The 16,332-nt window shown below is 70.5% G+C and carries 18 protein-coding genes and 1 tRNA gene; 9 read left to right on the top strand and 10 right to left on the bottom strand.

What is annotated here, in order from left to right:
- Positions 1-2 precede the first annotated feature (2 nt).
- Together LX14_RS14960 and LX14_RS14955 are read right to left on the bottom strand one after the other, a co-directional pair.
- Positions 3-497 (bottom strand): mycothiol transferase, encoded by a 495-nt coding sequence (locus tag LX14_RS14960; protein ID WP_253648157.1) that lies wholly within the window; start codon positions 495-497, stop codon positions 3-5.
- Positions 491-1,942: an SDR family NAD(P)-dependent oxidoreductase gene (locus LX14_RS14955; RefSeq protein ID WP_253648156.1), complete on the bottom strand. Its 1,452-nt coding sequence runs from the start codon at positions 1,940-1,942 to the stop codon at positions 491-493. Before LX14_RS14955 ends, LX14_RS14960 begins: the two co-directional genes overlap by 7 nt.
- Before the next feature lie 64 nt (positions 1,943-2,006).
- On the opposite strand from LX14_RS14955, the gene LX14_RS14950 reads away from it, so the two are divergent.
- Complete coding sequence (locus LX14_RS14950; RefSeq protein ID WP_253648155.1) at positions 2,007-2,558, top strand: gluconokinase; 552 nt, start codon at positions 2,007-2,009, stop codon at positions 2,556-2,558.
- 10 nt (positions 2,559-2,568) lie between these two features.
- Here LX14_RS14950 and LX14_RS14945 read toward each other — a convergent pair.
- Positions 2,569-2,654 (bottom strand) — tRNA-Leu (locus LX14_RS14945).
- A 124-nt stretch (positions 2,655-2,778) separates the two neighbouring features.
- On the opposite strand from LX14_RS14945, the gene LX14_RS14940 reads away from it, so the two are divergent.
- Together LX14_RS14940 and LX14_RS14935 are read left to right on the top strand one after the other, a co-directional pair.
- A complete protein-coding gene (locus tag LX14_RS14940) occupies positions 2,779-4,119 on the top strand; it encodes a M20/M25/M40 family metallo-hydrolase (protein ID WP_253648154.1) in 1,341 nt (446 codons plus the stop codon).
- Between the two features lie 92 nt (positions 4,120-4,211).
- Complete coding sequence (locus tag LX14_RS14935; RefSeq protein ID WP_253648153.1) at positions 4,212-4,751, top strand: YbhB/YbcL family Raf kinase inhibitor-like protein; 540 nt, start codon at positions 4,212-4,214, stop codon at positions 4,749-4,751.
- 31 nt (positions 4,752-4,782) lie between these two features.
- On the opposite strand, the gene LX14_RS14930 is transcribed toward LX14_RS14935, so the two are convergent.
- The 3 genes from LX14_RS14930 to LX14_RS14920 are packed head-to-tail and all read right to left on the bottom strand — an operon-like array spanning position 4,783 to position 7,240.
- On the bottom strand, positions 4,783-5,901 hold the full coding sequence (locus LX14_RS14930) for a quinone-dependent dihydroorotate dehydrogenase (RefSeq protein ID WP_253648152.1): 1,119 nt from the start codon (positions 5,899-5,901) through the stop codon (positions 4,783-4,785).
- Positions 5,898-6,179 carry a DUF5703 family protein gene (locus LX14_RS14925; RefSeq protein ID WP_253648151.1) on the bottom strand — a complete coding sequence of 94 codons (282 nt, stop codon included), beginning with the start codon at positions 6,177-6,179 and terminating at the stop codon, positions 5,898-5,900. Before LX14_RS14925 ends, LX14_RS14930 begins: the two co-directional genes overlap by 4 nt.
- A 20-nt stretch (positions 6,180-6,199) precedes the next feature.
- Positions 6,200-7,240, bottom strand: coding sequence for an NHL repeat-containing protein (locus LX14_RS14920; protein WP_253648150.1), 1,041 nt, complete (start codon positions 7,238-7,240; stop codon positions 6,200-6,202).
- A gap of 74 nt (positions 7,241-7,314) precedes the next feature.
- On the opposite strand from LX14_RS14920, the gene LX14_RS14915 reads away from it, so the two are divergent.
- Genes LX14_RS14915 through LX14_RS14890 form a run of 6 tightly spaced genes read left to right on the top strand, consistent with a single transcriptional unit; the run spans position 7,315 to position 12,127 of the window.
- A complete protein-coding gene (locus LX14_RS14915; RefSeq protein ID WP_253648149.1) occupies positions 7,315-8,157 on the top strand; it encodes an undecaprenyl-diphosphate phosphatase in 843 nt (280 codons plus the stop codon).
- A 60-nt stretch (positions 8,158-8,217) separates the two neighbouring features.
- On the top strand, positions 8,218-8,937 hold the full coding sequence (locus LX14_RS14910) for an MSMEG_4193 family putative phosphomutase (protein ID WP_253648148.1): 720 nt from the start codon (positions 8,218-8,220) through the stop codon (positions 8,935-8,937).
- Positions 8,938-8,963: 26 nt separating this feature from the next.
- Complete coding sequence (locus LX14_RS14905; protein ID WP_253648147.1) at positions 8,964-9,662, top strand: DUF3090 domain-containing protein; 699 nt, start codon at positions 8,964-8,966, stop codon at positions 9,660-9,662.
- The gene (locus LX14_RS14900) at positions 9,659-10,501 is read left to right on the top strand and encodes an SCO1664 family protein (protein WP_253648146.1); all 843 of its coding nucleotides are present in this window, start codon (positions 9,659-9,661) and stop codon (positions 10,499-10,501) included. Before LX14_RS14905 ends, LX14_RS14900 begins: the two co-directional genes overlap by 4 nt.
- A 60-nt stretch (positions 10,502-10,561) precedes the next feature.
- Positions 10,562-11,803, top strand: a complete 1,242-nt coding sequence (gene mshC, locus LX14_RS14895; RefSeq protein WP_253648145.1) for a cysteine--1-D-myo-inosityl 2-amino-2-deoxy-alpha-D-glucopyranoside ligase — start codon at positions 10,562-10,564, stop codon at positions 11,801-11,803.
- 9 nt (positions 11,804-11,812) lie between these two features.
- Positions 11,813-12,127 carry a hypothetical protein gene (locus tag LX14_RS14890; protein ID WP_253648144.1) on the top strand — a complete coding sequence of 105 codons (315 nt, stop codon included), beginning with the start codon at positions 11,813-11,815 and terminating at the stop codon, positions 12,125-12,127.
- On the opposite strand, the gene LX14_RS14885 is transcribed toward LX14_RS14890, so the two are convergent.
- The 4 genes from LX14_RS14885 to LX14_RS14870 form a co-directional block, all read right to left on the bottom strand.
- The gene (locus LX14_RS14885) at positions 12,120-12,461 is read right to left on the bottom strand and encodes a Rieske (2Fe-2S) protein (protein ID WP_253648143.1); all 342 of its coding nucleotides are present in this window, start codon (positions 12,459-12,461) and stop codon (positions 12,120-12,122) included. The two genes, LX14_RS14890 and LX14_RS14885, sit on opposite strands and share 8 nt — an antisense overlap.
- The gene (gene nirB, locus LX14_RS14880) at positions 12,458-14,932 is read right to left on the bottom strand and encodes a nitrite reductase large subunit NirB (protein WP_308214123.1); all 2,475 of its coding nucleotides are present in this window, start codon (positions 14,930-14,932) and stop codon (positions 12,458-12,460) included. The genes LX14_RS14885 and nirB overlap by 4 nt, the downstream gene beginning before the upstream one ends.
- Before the next feature lie 35 nt (positions 14,933-14,967).
- Positions 14,968-15,312: a molybdopterin oxidoreductase gene (locus LX14_RS14875; protein WP_253648142.1), complete on the bottom strand. Its 345-nt coding sequence runs from the start codon at positions 15,310-15,312 to the stop codon at positions 14,968-14,970.
- 100 nt (positions 15,313-15,412) lie between these two features.
- Entirely contained in the window at positions 15,413-16,291 is an 879-nt protein-coding gene (locus tag LX14_RS14870; protein ID WP_253648141.1) for a PAC2 family protein, read from the bottom strand.
- Positions 16,292-16,332: the final 41 nt, after the last annotated feature.

The raw sequence follows: 16,332 nt of genomic DNA, 5'->3' as shown, positions 1-16,332 counted from the left end.
CCCTAGCGGTGCTCGTCGGCGCGACCGGCCGACGACATCAGGACGTCGCGGGTCAGCTCGAGCTGGCCGAGGTGCTGCGACAACTCCCGCACCACGTGCAGCAGCATCCACTCGACGGACGCGGCGCGGATGGAGTCAGCGGTGCGGGTGGACCCCGTCGCGGTACGGTCCCGAGCGCCCTCGGTGAGGCCGATGTCCACCCAACCCCGCACGCGCGGGAGCAGTTCGTCGACGAGAGAGGCGATCTCGTCGACGGGACCGGTTGTCGTGAACTCGCTGTCGCGGTCGCGGGGGATCTTCTCGCCCCCGATGACGCTGCCGAGCCAGAAATTCACCAGGCCGGCGCAATGGACGGCGATGCCGGTGGGCGGATTCGCCCCGGCGAGTGCGGGTCTCGTGGAGGCGAGCTCGTCACCGAGACCGACGACGATGTCGCGGACGGCGGTCAGGTTCTCCTCGATGAGGCCGACGGCGGCGTCACCGAGTGCGGTCACCACGGGTGCACCTCGAAATCCTTGAGGAAACACCCGTACAGGTCGATCCCGTTCTCACCGTCCACGATCGGGTGGTAGATCCGTGCGGCACCGTCGACGAGGTCCAGCGGGGCGCGGAACCCCTCCTCCGCCAGGCGCATCTTCGACACGTGAGGGCGCTCGTCGGTGATCCATCCGGTGTCGACGGCGGTCACCAGCACACCGTCGGAGGCGAGGTCGCCGGCGGTCGTGCGGGTCAACATGTTCAGCGCCGCCTTGGCCATGTTGGTGTGTGGATGTCCGGCGCCCTTGTAGCGGCGGGAGAACACACCCTCCATCGCCGACACGTTCACCACGTACCGCCGCCGGGCCGGCGATGCGCGCAGGGCCGGTGTCAGACGGGACAGGAGGATGAACGGCGCGACGCTGTTGCACAGCTGCACCTCGAGCAGTTCCAGCGGGTCCACCTCGTCGACCGCGGCCACCCAGCTGTTGGTGGCGACGAGATCGGGGAGCAGACCGCCGGCGTCGACCGCGGTGCCGTCGGCGATGCGTGCCGGCGACGCCGACCCGCCGAGCAGTGCCGCGTTCGCCAGTGCGCGGGCGGCGACGTCCGTGGCGGGACCGTGGGTGTCGGCGGCGGTCAGCAGTGTCGTCGGGTGGGGCTGCGTCTCACCGACGGTGAGCACGGGGATCTCCGCGGCCGCACCGGTGAGCGGTGCCTGCTCGGCGTCGGTGAGCGAGCGGTAGGCCCCGGGGGACCGACGGACCGTCTGCGCGGCGTTGTTGATGAGGATGTCGAGGGGACCACCGGCGGCGACCTCGTCGGCGAGGGCCACGACCTGCGCGGGGTCACGCAGATCGATGCCGACGATGCGCAACCGGTGCAGCCAGTCGCCTGCGTCCGGGTGAGCGGCGAAACGGCGGGCCGCGTCGGTGGGGAAGCGGGTGGTGATGGTCAGCTCGGCCCCGTCGCGCAGCAGCATCAGCGCGACATGCATGCCGATCTTGGCCCGCCCACCGGTCAACAGCGCCCGGCGGCCGGTCAGGTCGACCCGCTGCTCACGGCGGTCACCGTTCGTGCGCACGCAGTCGGGGCACAACTGGTGGTGGAACGCGTCGACCTGCGTGTAGTCCTGCTTGCAGATGTAGCACCCCTGCGCCCGCACCAGGTGCCCCGCGACACCCGACGCCGTCGCCGACAGCGGGAGCCCGGCCGTCTCGTCGTCGATCCGATCCGGGGAACCCGTCGCGGTCGCGTCGATGACAGCGCGGTCGGCGTCGAGGCGGGCCTGACGTGCCTGGTCCCGCCGTGTCCGCTTGACCTGCTTGAACATCGCACCGACAGCGCGTTGCACCGCGACCGAATCCGGGTGACGGGGATCGAGGTCGCCCGCCTGCTCGAGCACGCGGCGCACCAGCTCCAGGTCCTCGGGGGCGATTCCCTCCGTGTTCGTCTCCACCGTCACGAGCAGACAGTCTAGGAAAGTAGGGGTCAGACGCCCAACTGTGCGCGTCGGACCGTGCTCCCGCGTGCTACAAGAGGGTGTGCACGACGCCGCGGACGCCGCACCGACCGACCGTCACATCTGTGTGATGGGGGTGAGCGGATCCGGGAAGAGCACCATCGCGTCGCGTCTGGCCCGGCGCCTCGACCGGTCGTTCTGCGACGCCGACGACCTCCACCCCCAGGCCAACATCGACAAGATGGCCGCGGGGACACCTCTCACCGACGACGACCGTCGGCCGTGGCTCGACGCGGTCGTCGCATGGTGCGACGAGGAGTCGGCGGCGGGGAGGTCGACGGTCTTCGCGTGTTCGGCGTTGCGGCGCAGCTACCGCGAGCTCCTGGGGCGCGCCGACGGTGGCGTGGTGTTCGTCGAGTTGGCGGTGCCGGAGGAGGAACTTCGCCGGCGGTTGGAGTCCCGCACGGGTCACTACATGAAGGTCGCGATGCTCACCTCGCAACTCGAGACGTTCGAGAACCCGGGGTCCGACGAGAACGCGGTGACGGTGGACGCGACCGGTGAGATCGACGAGACGGTGTCCGCTGCGGCGGACGCGATCGCCCGCAGGGGACGCTGAGAAGAAAGTGTGTCCGGAGGGGGACTTGAACCCCCACGCCCGTTAATAGGGCACTAGCACCTCAAGCTAGCGCGTCTGCCATTCCGCCACCCGGACAGGGACGCCGCCTCTCGGCGGCGCGTCGACAACACTAACCGACCGCACGCGCGGCCCCAAATCTCCCGGGCCGGACACGTTCGCCACCGATCGACACCGGCGCGACGGTGATAGGAATGCTCAGGTGACCGATGCCACCACGCCCCGCGCCGTCGACGAGGTCGTCGACCTGGTCAGCAGGTTGATCCGTTTCGACACCTCCAATACCGGTGAACTCCAGACCACGGCGGGGGAGGAGGAGTGCGCCCGCTGGGTCGCCGAGCAACTCGGCGAGGCGGGGTACGAGACGGAGTACGTCGAATCGGGACAACCCGGGCGCGGCAACGTGTTCGCGCGCCTGCGCGGTGCCGACCCCGACCGGGGGACGCTGCTGCTGCACACCCACCTCGACGTCGTCCCGGCCCGGCCCGAGGACTGGAGTGTGCACCCGTTCTCCGGATCGGTGAAGGACGGATACGTCTGGGGTCGCGGCGCCATCGACATGAAGGACATGGTCGGGATGGCGCTGGCGTTGGCCCGCCAGTTCGCCCGCGAGGGCACCGTCCCGCCGCGCGACATCCTGTTCGCCTTCCTCGCCGACGAGGAGGCCGGTGGGAAGTGGGGCTCGCACTGGCTCGTCGAGAACCGCCCGGACCTGTTCGAGGGCGTCACCGAGGCGGTCGGCGAGGTCGGCGGGTACTCGCTGACCGTCGACACCCCCGACGGTGGCACGAAGCGGCTCTACCTCGTCGAGACGGCCGAGAAGGGCATCGCGTGGATGAAGCTGACCGCGACGGCCACCGCCGGTCACGGGTCGTTCCTCCACGAGAACAACGCGGTGACTATCCTCGCCGAGGCGGTCGCGAAGCTCGGACGGCACACGTTCCCCCTGGTGATGACCGAGTCGGTCGGCGAATTCCTCGCCGCCGTCAGCCAGGAGTCGACCCTGCAGCTCGACGCCGACGCACCCGACCTCGAGACGACGCTGTTCAAGCTCGGCTCCATCGCCCGCATCGTCGGCGCGACGCTGCGCGACACGGCCAACCCGACGATGCTCGACGCCGGCTACAAGGCCAACGTGATCCCGCAGACGGCGACCGCGGTGGTCGACTGCCGCGTGCTCCCCGGACGACAGGCGCAGTTCGAGGCCGAGGTCGACGACATCATCGGACCCGACGTCACCCGCGAATGGGTCACGAAACTCGACTCCTACGAGACCACGTTCGACGGGGATCTCGTCGACGCGATGAACGACGCGATCCTGGCGTTCGACCCCGACGGCCGGACCGTCCCGTACATGCTCTCCGGCGGCACCGACGCGAAGGCGTTCGCCAAGCTCGGGATCCGCTGCTTCGGGTTCGCGCCGCTGCAGCTCCCGCCCGACCTCGACTTCGCCGCGCTGTTCCACGGCGTCGACGAGCGCGTCCCCGTCGACGGCCTGCTGTTCGGCGTGCAGGTCCTCGAGCACTTCCTGCTCCACAGCTGACCGTTCGGGAAGGCTCGGGGCACGAACACCGTTGTCGACCGTGGAGGCGCGTGTCCGCGCGCCGTCGAGACGAGAGGATGTGCCTTCCAGACATGTCGAGCTACAACCCGTACGACGCACTCCCGGACCTGCCGACGTTCACCGTGACGTCGGAGACCTTCACCGACGGTTCGGCGTTGAGCCGTGAGCAGGTCAGCGGCCTCATGGGCGCCGGTGGCGAGGACGTCTCACCGCAGGTGAGCTGGTCGGGCTTCCCGCCGGAGACCAAGAGCTTCGCCGTCACGGTCTACGACCCCGATGCGCCCACCGCGTCCGGGTTCTGGCACTGGGCCGTCGCCGACATCCCCGTCTCCACCACGTCGCTACCGGAGAACGCCGGTGACGAGGCCGGCAGTGGTCTCCCGTCGGGTGCGGTCACCCTCGCGAACGACGGTGGCATGAAGCGTTTCGTCGGCGCTGCGCCGCCGCCCGGACACGGGCCGCACCGCTACTTCCTCGTCGTGCACGCGGTCGATGTCGAGTCGCTTGAGCTGCCCGACGGCGCCACGCCCGCGTTCCTGGGTTTCAACCTGTTCAGCCATGCGATCGCCCGCGGCATCATCCACGCGACCTACGAGCAGCCCGCCGAGTGATCTGACATCTCGCCGTTCCGCGGAACGCCCCTCACGCCCGACGCGCGTGGGGGGCGTTCTCGCTCCCCACGGCGTCCACGAGCGTCGCGAAACCGTTGTCGCGCAACCGCGCGGCCAGCCCGTCGTGGATGTCGCGGACCCACATCGGCCCGCCGTAGATGAAACCGGTGTAGCCCTGCAGCAGCGACGCGCCCGCGCGGATGCGCTCCCACGCCTGATCCGCGGTCTCGATGCCGCCGACCGACACCAACGGCATCCGATCGCCGACACGGGCGTACAGCCGTCGCAGCACCTCGAGGGACCGGTCGGCGAGAGGTGCGCCCGACAGGCCGCCGGCGCCCATGGCCTCGACCTCCGACGACGCCGTGCGCAGGCCCGCGCGGCCGATCGTGGTGTTGGTGCAGACGATGCCGTCGAGACCGAGCTCGGCGGCGAGATCGGCGATGGCGTCGATGTCGTCGTCCGAGAGATCCGGTGCGATCTTGACCAGGACCGGGATGTCGACCGCCCTCTGGACCGCCGTCAGCAGTGGACGCAACGACGCGACGGCCTGCAGGTCCCGCAGGCCGGGGGTGTTCGGTGAGCTCACGTTGACGACGAGGAGGTCGGCCACGGGTGCGAGCAGGCGGGCGCTGAGCAGGTAGTCCTCGACGGCATCGGCGGCGTCGACCACCTTCGTCTTGCCGATGTTGGCGGCGACGGGCACCGTCGCCGGGCCGCGGCGACGGTTCGCCAGGCGGAACGCGGCGGCGGCCGCACCGTGGTTGTTGAAACCCATGCGGTTGACCAGAGCCCGATCCGCGGGCAGGCGGAACAGTCGGGGAGTGGGGTTGCCCGGTTGCGCGGCCCCGGTGACGGTACCGACCTCGGCGAAGCCGAAACCCAGTCCCGCCCAGGCGTCCACGGCGCGCGCGTCCTTGTCGAACCCGGCCGCGAGACCCAGCGGGGCGGGGAAGTCGACCCCGAACACCGTCGTGGCCAGGATCGGATCGTGGCGGGCGAAGACCCGTGCCGCGATCGCCGCGACCGGCCGTCGCGACAGCACGCCGGACAGGACGTGCGAGGCGACGGTGTGGATCCGCTCCGGGTCGACGAGGAACATCACCCGCAGCGCCAGGGGATACAGCAGGCGGTAGAGCGCTGCGATCACTCGTCACCCCGGTGGCCGTCGGAGGGTGCGGCACCCGGCCCGGTGCGCGGTCGACGCCGCTTCAGGAGCACCTTGCGGGTCCCGTCGGAGTACAGCCGTACCCGGGAGATCTCCCAGCCCCCGAACTCGGCCTCGATGGCGAGCCGGATCGACGCCGTCAACCGTGTGACGTCCGGGGGCAGCCGCAGCGGTACGTACTCGTAGTCACCGCGGGTGGCCACCGACCACTCGGCGGGGAACCCGGGGGCGCGCCCGCCCGTCGATCCCGATCTGCGCATGTCGCTCCCTCCGCCGGCCGTCAGTACGCGGCCTGCAGGCCGTCACCCCGCGCCGAGACCAGATAGACCACCCCGGTGCTGTTGTCGACGGCGAGCGCGTCGGCCTGACGCACGGTGGTCGACTGCTTCCGCTGCACCGGGATCCCGGAGGCCAGGTCGAACGCGACGAGGCCGTTGTCCCCCGTGGTCGCGACCCAGGCCAGGTTCCGGGTGTCGTCGTATCCTACGGCGTACGGTCCGGCGGCCACGGGATAGCGGAACCGCATGATGATCGGGTCGCCGTAGAACGCCGTGAGATCCCCGGACCGGGTGTCGGTGACGAGGAACCGGCCGTAGTGGTCCACCGCCAGGTTCGTGGCGCCGTCGCCCGCGCGCAGGGCCTCGCCGAGGGATCCGTCGCCGACGTCGACCGCGGTCACCGACGACTGCGCGCGGTCGAGCACGAGCACCTGATCGTCGCGTCCGGCGCGTGGGTGGACGGCGAGCTCGTCGCCACGGACCAGACCACCGATGCGTACGACGCGGCCGTCGTCCCCGGCGGCGGACACCACGGTCAGATCCCCGCCGGCACTGCCGATCGCGACGCGGCCGTCGGTCAGCCGCGCCAGCGACAACGGCTGTGACACCGGGACCTGTCTCGACGCGACGGTCCCCGCGGCGAGGTCGATGCTCAGCAGCCTGTCGGGTGCGGCCGCGATCACCACGCCGTTGCGCAGCGCACCGAGGGCGTCGACGGCGACGGGCAGCGGGATCGACCGTTGCGCAACGGGTCTGCGCGGGTCGGCGATGGAATAGACCGCCAGGGACGCGCGGTCGGCGCCGAGGACCACCACGCGACGCCCCGTGGGGTCGAGGACGATCGTGGACGACGCCGGGGCCGGCACGACGGTCCCCGACGGGGCCTGCGTCCCCAGGGCGGGTGCCGCCAAGGGTGTCTGGGGGGCGGTGGTGGCGACGTCGCTCCGCTGCGAGCTGCTGTCGGACCCGCAGGCGCTCAGGACCCCGGCGGCCGCCACGACGACCAGGAGGGCGGCGGACAGGCGGCGGCGGTGGGCGAGCATGTGTCCATAGTGCTGTACGCCGCCGACGGCGCTCGTGGGCGGCGTGCCGATGTCCGTGTCGTACGATCCTCGCCGTGACCGACGCCATGACGTGGACCCAGGCCATCGTTCTCGGGGCCGTCCAGGGCCTCACGGAGTTCCTGCCGGTCAGCTCGTCGGGGCATCTACGGATCGTGTCCGGTGTCTTCTTCGGCGACGATGCCGGCGCGTCGTTCACCGCGGTCACCCAGCTCGGCACCGAGGCCGCGGTGCTCCTGTACTTCCTGCGCGACATCGTGCGCATCGTGATCGCCTGGGCCCGAGGCCTGTTCTCGCCCCAGGAGCGCGGTCTCGACTACCGCATCGGGTGGTACGTGATCTTCGCCACCATCCCGATCGGCATCCTCGGGATCGTCTTCAAGGACGAGATCCGTACCGGCGCACGGAATCTGTGGCTGATCGCCGTCATGCTCATCGTCTTCTCCGGCGTGATCGTGCTGGCCGAACGCTACGGCAGCCGACGGCGTCCCATCGAGGAGCTGACGCTGCGCGACGGGCTGACGATGGGTCTGGCGCAGTGCCTGGCCCTGATCCCCGGCGTCTCGCGGTCCGGGGCCACCGCCAGCGCGGGCCTCTTCCTCGGCCTGGAGCGGGCCGCCGCGGTCCGGTTCTCGTTCCTGCTGGCCATCCCGGCCGTCACGGCATCGGGTCTGTTCAGCCTCCCCGACGCCTTCTCGCCCAGTGGGGAGGGCCTCGAGGCCTCGGGTCCTCAGCTGCTGGTGGCGACGGTCATCGCCTTCGTCATCGGCTACGCGTCGATCGCGTGGTTGCTGAGGTTCGTCGAGCGGCACTCGCTGAACTGGTTCGTGGGTTACCGGGTGCTGATCGGCGTGATCGTCCTGATCCTGCTCGCGAGCGGCGTGGTCAGCGCGACCTGAGCGGGCGACACCGGAGCCCACCCGAGCGCACCCGCGCGGCACAGTGCCTACTGTGATCACGTGACCGTCATCCTCCTGCGCCACGGGCGCTCGACCGCGAACACCTCCGGTGTCCTCGCCGGACGCAGCGCAGGGGTCGAACTCGACGAGACCGGCCGCGGTCAGGCCGACGCCGTGGTGGACCGTCTCGCCGACGTGGTCGACCTCGTGGGCATCGTCCGGTCCCCGCTCACGCGGTGCGAACAGACCGTCGCGCCCCTCGCGCAGGCCCGGGGGATCGTCCCGATCGTCGAGGACCGGTTGGTCGAGGTCGACTACGGCTCGTGGACGGGCCGCAAGATCACCGACCTCGTCGGCGAGGACCTCTGGAAGACCGTGCAGCAGCACCCCTCCGCGGCGGTCTTCCCCGACGGTGAGGGTCTCGCCGACGTGCAGTGCCGCGCGGTCCGGGCCATCCGTGACCTCGACGCCCGCCTCGGGGGGCCCGACGGGTCCGGTGTCTGGGTGGCGTGCACCCACGGCGACGTGATCAAGGCGATCGTCGCCGATGCGATGGGCGTCCACCTCGACTCGTTCCAGCGCATCGTGGTCGAGCCGTCGTCGATGAGCGTCGTCCGGTACTCCTCCACGCGCCCCTACGTGCACGGTGTGAACAGCACCGGGGGCCGACCACCGGTGCCCGCCCCGCCGCCGAAACCGGCGGAGGGAGCGGCGCCTGCGGCCGACGACGCCGTGATCGGCGGGTCGACGGGCGCCGCCGCCGAGCCGGTCCGGCCATAATCGACAACGAGCTGTGAGGAGGTGTGATGCCCAGGGCGATCCATGTGTTCCGCAGCCCGGACCGTTTCGTCGCGGGGACGGTGGGGACGCCGGGTGACCGCACGTTCTATCTGCAGGCCACTCACGAGGCACGGGTGGTGAGCGTCCTGCTGGAGAAGCAGCAGGTGCAGATCCTCGCCGAGCGCATCGGTGCGCTCCTCGAGGAGATCCACCGTCGCTTCGGCACGCCGCTGCCCCCCGAGGACGACGAGATCGGCGATCTGAAGCCGTTGACCATGCCCGTCGACGCCGAGTTCCGCGTCGGCACGATGGGTCTGGGATGGGACGCCGAGTCCGAGGCCGTCGTCGTCGAGCTGCTCGCCATCACCGAGGGCGACTTCGACGAGAGCGTCGTCCTCGACGACACCGACGAGGGGCCCGACGCCGTCCGCGTGTTCCTCTCGACCGCGGCTGCACGGGAGTTCGCCGCCCGGTCGACGCGTGTCATCTCGGCCGGCCGGGAGCCGTGCCCGCTCTGCGGACAGCCCCTCGACGCGACCGGACACATCTGTGTGCGCACGAACGGCTTCAAGCGGGACGTCGCGTTCGACAAGTCCGTGGAGTTCGTCGACCCCGACGTCTTCGACGATCCCACCCTGCGCGACGCCATCGAGGGCGAGCTCGGCGACGATCCCGACGACGGTGACGACGATCCCGACGACGGCCCGGGCCCCGCGCGTCCATGACGTCGGCGTCCGATCTGCCCGACGAGACCCCGACGGACGTCGTCACACTGCTCACGACCGGCGAGCTCGAGCTGATCGGTCAGGTCCGCTCGGCCAGCAACGCGACGCTCGTCTGCGACGCGGTTCTCGGGGACCAGCGACTGCGGTGTGTCTACAAGCCGGTCCGCGGCGAACAGCCGCTGTGGGACTTCCCCGACGGGACGCTCGCCGGCCGTGAGGTCGCGTCGTACCGCATCAGCACCGCCCTCGGGTGGTCGGTCATCCCCGAGACGGTGTTGCGCGACGGGAAGTTCGGGCCCGGGATGGTGCAGCGGTGGATCGACACCCCCGAGCCGCGTGACGAGGTGCCCGACCGTCTCGACCTCGTCGACCTGTGTCCGACCGAACTCGTGCCCGACGACTACAAGCGCGTCCTCGAGGCGTACGACGCCCGCGGCGAGGAGGTCACGCTGGTCCACGCCGACGACCCCCGCCTGCAGCGGATGGCCGTCCTCGACGTCGTCATCAACAACGCCGACCGCAAGGGCGGTCACGTCCTCGAGGGGCTCGACGGCAACGTCTACGGCGTGGACCACGGCATCTGTCTGCACGTCGAGGACAAGCTGCGGACCGTGCTGTGGGGCTGGGCCGGGGAGGTGGTGCCGGCGCACCTCGTGTCCGACATCGTCGGCCTCTGCGACGCGCTCGCGTCCGACGGTGGCGAGCTGGTGCGCGAACTGAGCACGCTGATCACCCCCGCCGAGGTGGCCGCGCTGCGCGAACGGGCCGAGTTCCTGGTCGAGGTCCCGGAGATGCCGACACCCGACCGTTCCCGCCCCATCCCCTGGCCGGCCTTCTGAGAGTCTGCGTTCCGAGTGCCCGTCCGCGGGGCACTCAGACGCCTTCCATAGGGTGATGGCATGCAGTCCTGGTCGCACGTCGAGGTCCCATCAGTCCCCGGTGACGGTCCGCAACTGCGGCTCTACGACACCTCCGACGCGCAGATCCGACCGGTCACGCCCGGACCCACGGCGACGATGTACGTCTGCGGCATCACCCCCTACGACGCGACACATCTCGGACACGCTGCGACGTACCTGACCTTCGACCTCATCCAGCGGATGTGGCTCGACGCCGGACACGACGTGCACTACGTGCAGAACGTCACCGACGTCGACGACCCGCTGTTCGAGCGCGCGGCCCGCGACGGCATCGACTGGCGGGACCTGGGGGAGCGCGAGACCACGCTCTTCCGGGACGACATGGCCGCCCTGCGGGTGATCCCTCCCCGGAACTACATCGGTGCCGTCGAATCCGTCGACGAGGTGGTCGAGATCGTCGGCAAGCTCGTGGACTCCGGCGCCGCCTATGTCGTCGACGACGCCGAGCACCCCGACATCTACTTCCGGACCGATGCCACCCCGCAGTTCGGCTACGAGTCCAACTACGACCGGCCGACGATGGAGACGTTCTTCGCCGAACGGGGTGGCGACCCGGATCGTCCCGGCAAACGTGATCCCCTCGACGCGCTGATCTGGCGCGCGGCGCGGGACGGGGAACCGTCGTGGGACTCCCCGCACGGGCCCGGACGCCCGGGATGGCACATCGAGTGCGCGGCGATCGCGCTGAACCGGCTCGGCGCCCCGCTCGACGTGCAGGGCGGCGGCAGCGACCTGATCTTCCCCCACCACGAGTTCTCGGCCGCACACGCCGAATCCGTCACCGGCGAACGACGTTTCGCCCGCCACTACGTGCACACGGGGATGATCGGGCTCGACGGCGAGAAGATGTCGAAGAGCCTGGGCAACCTCGTGTTCGTGTCGCGGCTGACCGCGTCCGGGGTCGACCCGGGCGCGATCCGTCTCGCGGTCTTCGCCGAGCACTACCGCGCGGACCGCATGTGGGACGACGCGGTCCTCGCGGCCGGCGTCGACCGCCTCACCCGGTGGCGCGAGGCGGTCGCGCGGGGCACCGGACCGGACCCCACCGACGTCATCACCCGCGTCCGTACGCACCTCGCCGACGACCTCGACACCCCGAAGGCGCTCGCCGCGATCGACGGGTGGGCGACGGACGTGTCCCGGGGGATCGGGTCCGACACCGATGCGGGAGCGCGCATCGCCGTGGCGGTCGACGCCCTCCTCGGGGTCGAGCTGCGTTAGGTTTCCGTCGTGGCCCATCGCACGGAACTGGACCCCGACACCTCCGAGGGTGTGTGGACGGTCGTCACCCGGACGTCGACCTATCTGCTCGACTTCGAGGAGATGACCCTGCTGCGTGCGCCCGGGGTGGGCGGTCCGCCGCCCGACGCCGACGCGTGGGCGGTCAGCCAGCTGCGCCGCGACAGCGAGGACATACCGCTGCTGGGGGTGAAGTCCTGTCGCATCGGTGAGTCCGCACAGTTCTGGGTGCGCGCCGTCGACGATCCCGATGTGCGGACGTGGCGGATCACCACACCGGTGGTGTCGATCGAACGGATCAGCTGACCGGGCGGTCCGGTACGGCCACCTCGATCGCGGAGCCGGTCACCCGCGTCGGGTACATCGTGAGCGCGGCGATCGCGGGGTCGGTGCACCCGCCGTCGGCGAACCGGAAGGCGTACTGGTGCAACGGACACACGACGTGCCGGGAGTCCACCTGACCGTCGGCGATCGGTCCGCCACGGTGCGGACACACCGCATCCGACGCCCGCACCGACCCGTCGGTGAGCAGGAACACCGCGATCTGCCTCCCGTCGACGACGTAGGCGCGTCCCTCGCCGGGGGTCAGGTCGCTCGTGTCACCCACGGTCGTCCACCGCTGCTCGACGGTCGCGGTCATCGGGCCGGGACCATCGGCAGGGGCAGCAGCGGCAGGGCCGACGCGAACTGCGCCGGGGACCGCGGTGCCGTCCGCTCGCGCCAGGGATCGCGGTACCCGGCGACGGACGCCTCGATGCGGTCCTGCAGGCCGGCCACGATGCCGTCGCGGTCGTCGACGAGAACCGCCCGCAGCTCGTCGATCCCGACCCGTGGCACCCACGCGTAGGTCCGTTCGAGCCACCTCGCCTGCTCGCGGTAGTGCTGGATGAACAGTCCGATGATCCGGATGACCTCGTCCCCGGACTCGACCGTGGCGAGCAGGTCGCCCTTGCGGACATGCGCGCCGGCCGCACCGCCCACGTAGATCTCCCAGCGGTCGGCGGCCGCCCCGGCGTCGCCGACGGCCACGGCACCGATGTCCTTGCACAACGCCTCGGCGCAGTTGCGCGGGCACCCGGTGACGGCCAGCTTCAGCTTCGCCGGCGTCTCCAGACCCATGAAGCGCTTCTCGACCGCGATGCCGAGCGCCGTCGAGTCACCGAGCCCGAAACGGCAGTAGTCCGTGCCGACGCACGTCTTCACCGTCCGCATGCTCTTGCCGTAGGCGAACCCCGACGGCATGTCGAGGTCCTCCCACACCGCAGGCAGATCCTCCTTGCGGACACCGAGCAGGTCGATCCGCTGTCCACCGGTGATCTTCACCATCGGCACGGAGTACTTCTCGGCCACGTCGGCGATCCGGCGCAACTGATCCGGCGTGGTGACGCCGCCGGCGATCTGCGGGACCACCGAGAACGTCCCGTCCCGTTGGATGTTCGCGTGTACGCGGTCGTTGATGAACAGGGCGCCGCGCTCGTCGGTCCAGTCGGGACCCCACACGATGCGCAGCAGCGACGCCAACGGCATCTTCGCCGTGGCGTCCTCGCCGTCGGGGGCCAGCGCGGCGAACACCTCCGACACCGACCGCAGGTTCGACGCCCGGATCGCCCCGAGCAGTTCGGGTTTGGTCATCGGGATGCACGGCACGTAACGCTCCGCGGCCTCGTCGGTGGCGAGGTCCCCACCGGCGGCCAGCGCGACGATGTCGGAGACCATGCCCTTGCACGAGCCGCACCCCTTGCCCGCGCGGGTCCGGGCGACGACGTCGGCGACGCTGCAGGCGCCGGCCCGCACCGACTCGACGATGGCGCCCTTGGTGACGCCGTTGCAGTTGCACACCTGCGCGTCGTCGGCCAGTTCGGCGGCGCCGGTCGACGCCGACGGGGTGCCCATGTCGAACAACATGCTGATGCGTTCGGCGGGCAGTGCGACCTTCTCGTCGAACGCCTGCGTGAGGAAGGCGGCCTTGCTGATGTCGCCGAGCAGCATCGCGCCGATCAGCTTGTCGTCGCGGACGACGACCGATTTGTAGGTGCCACTGCGGGGTTCGTAGAACTGGACGAACTCGTCGTCCTCCCGCTCGGGTCCCTGCACCCCCATCGCGGCGACGTCGACCCCGGCCACCTTGAGCTTCGTCGACGGACGCGACCCGTGGTAACTCGCCGTCGGGTCGGTGCCGGTGAGGACGTCGGCGAGCACCGCGGCCTGCTCCCACAGCGGCGCCACCAGGCCGTAGACCTCACCGCGGTGCTGGGCGCACTCGCCCACCGCGTACACCGAACTCTCGTCCTCACACCGCATCTGGTCGTCGACGACGATGCCGCGCTCGATGACGAGACCGGCACGACGGGCCAACTCCACGTTGGGACGGATCCCGGCCGTCACCACCACCATGTCCGCGTCGAGACGGCTGCCGTCGGTGAACGTCACACCGGTCACGTCACCGGAGGGATCGCGCAGCACCGCCGTGGTGCGCCTCGACGTGTGCACGCCAACCCCGAGCGACTCGATCCTGCGCCGCAGCACCCGGCCCCCGTGCGCGTCGAGCTGCTGGTTCATCAGATGGCCGGGGGAGTGCACGACGTCGACGTCGACGCCCTGCGTGCGCAGGCCGTAGGCGGCCTCGAGTCCGAGCAGTCCGCCTCCGACGACCACGGCGCGGACGTCGTCACCGGCGGTGGCCATCTGCAGCATCCCGTTGGTGTCGGCGATCGTGCGGAACCCGAACACGCCCCGGGCGAGCCGACCGTCGGGCTCGCGCAGTCCGTCCATGTTGGGGAAGTGGGTGAGGCTACCCGTGGCGATGACGAGCACGTCGTACCCGATCTCGCGCCCGCTCTCACAGGTCACCGACTTCGCGAAGCGGTCGATCGCGACCGCCCGGTCACCCGCGTGCAGGGTGATGCCGTTCTGCGCGTACCAGCTCATGGGGTTGAGCATCAGCTCGTCGTCGTCCAGGGACTGCTCGCCCGCCAGCACGTGCGAGAGCATGATCCGGTTGTAGTTGCCGTACGGCTCGTCGCCGATCATGGTGACCGCGAACCGGTCCCGTCCGCCGCGGGCGAGGATCTCCTCGACCGTGCGTGCGCCGGCCATCCCGTTGCCGACCACCAGCAGTCGCTGCCGGTCCCCGGACGGTGCGGCGGTCAGAAGACCACCATCCCGAAATCGACCACCATCTCGCCCGAGCAGCCGTCCGGCGCCGCGAACACCAGGTCGAGGACGGAGTCCGGGTCGACGTCCTGCACCACCCGCAGCGGGATGTTCACCGACGCCCGCGCGCCCATCGGGAACATGCGCATGACCTCGCCGTCGCAGGTGAGCGACACGTGCACGAGCTCGTCGGAGGAGTTGCCGCCGCGGAAGTACAGCGGCTGCGCGGTCAGCCCGGACGGGACGACGTAGCGCAGCGACGCGTCGAGGGGTGCCGACGTGGCGAGGCCGGTGCCCGTGAACGGGAACACGCCCTGCAGGAAGTGGGGTGTGGACATGGGCACACCCTGTCGGGGTGAGGTCAACCGACCTTTGCCACGCCGTAACGGCTGGGTTGTCGGCAACTCACCCGGCACGCGGGGACGTGGTGAAGTGCGCTCAGCCGCCGAACGAGCCGGGGCCGCGACGCCGGAGATAGCGCTCGAACTCGGCCGCGAGGGCGTCCCCGTCGATCTTGCTCATCGCGTCCTCGACGTTGACCTCGGCGTCCCCACGCTCCTCGAGGCCACGGACGTACTCGGCGATCTCCTCGTCGTCCTCGGTCATCTCGGTCACGGCCTCCTCCCACTCCTGCGCCTGCGCGGGCAGGTCACCGAGAGGGACCTCGAGGTCGAGGACGTCCTCCACCCGGGCCAGCAGTGCGACGGTGGCCTTCGGGTTGGGCGGGGTGGACACGTAATGGGGGACCGCGGCCCAGAACGAGACGGCGGGGATGCCCTCGGCGACGCACGCGTGTTGCAGGACGCCGGTGATCCCGGTGGGCCCCTCGTAGCGGCTCTCCTCGAGGTTGTAGGCCGTCGCGGAGTCGGGGCTGTAGGCCGTTCCCGACACCGGGACCGGGCGGGTGTGGGGCGCATCGGCCAGCAGCGCGCCGAGGATCACCATCGTCTGGACCTCGAGCCGACGCGCCACGTCGATGATCTCCGCGCAGAACTGTCGCCAGCGCATGTTCGGTTCGATACCGCGCAGCAACACCACGTCATGGTCGGATCCGGGAGGGCTGCACCACGAGATCGACGTGGCCGGCCACTCGATACGTCGCGTCACGCCGTCGACCTGCTTTACGATGGGACGGTTGACCTGGAAGTCGTAGTAGTCGTCGGAGTCGATCTCGACGAGGGGGAGGGCATCCCAGATCAGCGCAAGATGCTCGACCGCGCCACTGGCGGCATCACCTGCGTCGTTCCAGCCCTCGAAGGCCGCGACCAGGATCGGCGCCCGCAATGTGGGCAGTGGGGACGTCTGGTCAGCGCTCACCGATCCAGCCTACGACCGATGACCGAGAGGGAGCGAACTAC

The sequence above is a fragment of the Williamsia deligens genome (assembly GCF_024171765.1).
GTDB lineage: Bacteria > Actinomycetota > Actinomycetes > Mycobacteriales > Mycobacteriaceae > Williamsia_A > Williamsia_A deligens.
This window is presented reverse-complemented; position numbering and strand designations above follow the sequence as displayed.

What these genes read in the sequence shown, in the direction of transcription:
- LX14_RS14935 (WP_253648153.1), top strand. Translation starts at nt 4,212, where the DNA reads ATGTCGAGCTACAACCCGTACGACGCACTCCCGGACCTGCCGACGTTC.
- LX14_RS14925 (WP_253648151.1), bottom strand. Translation starts at nt 6,179, where the DNA reads ATGCGCAGATCGGGATCGACGGGCGGGCGCGCCCCCGGGTTCCCCGCC.
- LX14_RS14920 (WP_253648150.1), bottom strand. Translation starts at nt 7,240, where the DNA reads ATGCTCGCCCACCGCCGCCGCCTGTCCGCCGCCCTCCTGGTCGTCGTG.
- LX14_RS14905 (WP_253648147.1), top strand. Translation starts at nt 8,964, where the DNA reads ATGCCCAGGGCGATCCATGTGTTCCGCAGCCCGGACCGTTTCGTCGCG.
- LX14_RS14900 (WP_253648146.1), top strand. Translation starts at nt 9,659, where the DNA reads ATGACGTCGGCGTCCGATCTGCCCGACGAGACCCCGACGGACGTCGTC.
- mshC (WP_253648145.1), top strand. Translation starts at nt 10,562, where the DNA reads ATGCAGTCCTGGTCGCACGTCGAGGTCCCATCAGTCCCCGGTGACGGT.
- LX14_RS14885 (WP_253648143.1), bottom strand. Translation starts at nt 12,461, where the DNA reads ATGACCGCGACCGTCGAGCAGCGGTGGACGACCGTGGGTGACACGAGC.
- LX14_RS14875 (WP_253648142.1), bottom strand. Translation starts at nt 15,312, where the DNA reads ATGTCCACACCCCACTTCCTGCAGGGCGTGTTCCCGTTCACGGGCACC.